Source organism: Rhodococcus sp. R1101, from assembly GCF_000278445.1.
Taxonomy (GTDB): Bacteria; Actinomycetota; Actinomycetes; order Mycobacteriales; family Mycobacteriaceae; genus Rhodococcus; species Rhodococcus gordoniae.
In genome coordinates, this window is record NZ_AJVB01000657.1 from 1 (window position 1) to 1,741 (window position 1,741).

The 1,741-nt window shown below is 66.2% G+C and carries 2 protein-coding genes; one reads left to right on the forward strand and one right to left on the reverse strand.

The genetic code is table 11. The features are described from left to right. Positions 1–756: hypothetical protein (locus R1101_RS28315; protein ID WP_016935527.1), on the forward strand; the 756-nt coding region annotated here is incomplete at its 5' end. An 80-nt stretch (positions 757–836) separates the two neighbouring features. Here the strand turns inward: R1101_RS28315 and R1101_RS0122885 are convergent. Further along, positions 837–1,277 (reverse strand): VOC family protein, encoded by a 441-nt coding sequence (locus R1101_RS0122885; protein ID WP_026003616.1) that lies wholly within the window; start codon positions 1,275–1,277, stop codon positions 837–839. Between the last annotated feature and the right edge of the window lie 464 nt (positions 1,278–1,741).

Sequence of the window (1,741 nt, forward strand, 5' to 3'; positions counted from 1 at the left end):
CTCGAAGCGCAGATGACACGGGCCGCCGCCGAACTCGCCAAGGTCAAAGCCGACGCCGACGCGAAGGTCGTGCGATTACGCGAGCAACTCGCCCAGTCGATCGAAGACCGCGACAACGCGGATGCCGCTGTCGCTGCCGTCGACGCCGAACTCGCCGACGCCCGTGCCGCTCACACCGAACAGATGCGCGGACTCGAAGAAGCGCACAACGCCGAGTTGACTCGATCGAAGGACGAGCACGCCGCGACGCTGCAACGGTGGAGGGACGAGTTCGAGGCTGCGGCTGCCGAACATACGCGGACCCTCGGCGAGCTGCGGGCGACGATCGCCCAGCAGGACGAGTCCCTCTCTTCGCAGCGACGGCAACTCGACGACGCCAATGCACAGCACGAGCGGGCGACCGGCGAAATCACCGACCTGCGTGCCGAAATCACGCGCCTGCAGGCGGTTCTCGACCGGGAGGTCGCAACCCGAGAACGTCTCGACACCGAACTCGCAGCCGAGCGCGAACGCGCATCCGACCTGCGGAGCCGGCTCGAAGACTCACGCATCACCGCTGCTACCGCCCAGGCGGCCGAAACCGCGGCACGGGCGCGCGGCGACGAACTGCGTGCCGAACTGGCGACGCTGCGCGATGAGATCGCCACCCTGCGCGACGAGACGAGGACACAGCAGGCCGAGAACGCCGCACTCAGGACCGAATCACGCGCTCTGCGCGCAGATCTGGAGGCAGCGAGGGCACTCGACAAGGGCTGAGCCGTCAGCTGTTCATCGGATGCGTGTCCCCCCAACCGCTCAGAGAGTTCGGCACCGATCTCTGCCCGCGAAGGCGAGCGTCAACCGAGTTGTTCGAACAGCGAGACGATGATCCCGTCGGGTCCTCGGACGTAGGCCATCCGCACGCTGTTCTCGTACTCGCCGATGCCCCCGACGAGCCCGTATCCCTGCGCAGCAACAGAGTCGACGGCCGCCTGGAGGTTTTCGACCTCGAACGACACATTGCGGATCCCGAGCTCGTTCGGCATCGCTGCCGGCGAGCCACGAAGGTGACCCGGCGTGATGAAGCTCGCCAGCTCGAGCCGGGCTCCACCGTCCGGCGGTCGGAGCATCGCGATCTCGCAGTGCGTGCCGGGAAGGCCACAGACGGTCGTCGGGAAGTCGCCGTGAACAGAGCCTGTGCCCTCGACCTCGAATCCGAGTCCGACGAAGAACGCCGTCGCGACCTCGAGGTCCGAAACAGTGAGGCCCACGTGATCGAAGCGTCGCACGTGTGTCATGGGATCCATCCTTCGGTGTTGTCCGGCCCGTTCGATGCCGGGACGGAGTCGGTGCTCGGATCTGGACATCGCGCGTGGCTGCCGACCGCCACCCCGACCCTACGGCTTACCTACTGCCCTGCTACGTGCGCCTTTGATCCAAGAAGACCGGACAATCATCAACAGACATAGTCCGATGCCCCACCCCAGCTCCGACAACATGACGCCTACTCCAGCCTGACCGGTGTCATCGGTGCCGGCGACCACACCGAATGCGGTAGTGAACCCTGCAGCCGTACCTGTTGCGGCCGCGAGGCCGCCGCTCAGCGCCCAGCGAGATCGATGAGCGGCAAAGAAGCACGCCAGCACTACGGTCACTCCACAGGCGATCACCTGCCAGGTGGGGAACTCGTTCGGTGCAGGGAGGCCAGGACCTCGGAACTTCCCGTCGTAGTCGGCCGACCAGCTCAACCATCCTGCGCAGG

What these genes read in the sequence shown, in the direction of transcription:
- R1101_RS0122885 (WP_026003616.1), bottom strand. Translation starts at nt 1,277, where the DNA reads ATGACACACGTGCGACGCTTCGATCACGTGGGCCTCACTGTTTCGGAC.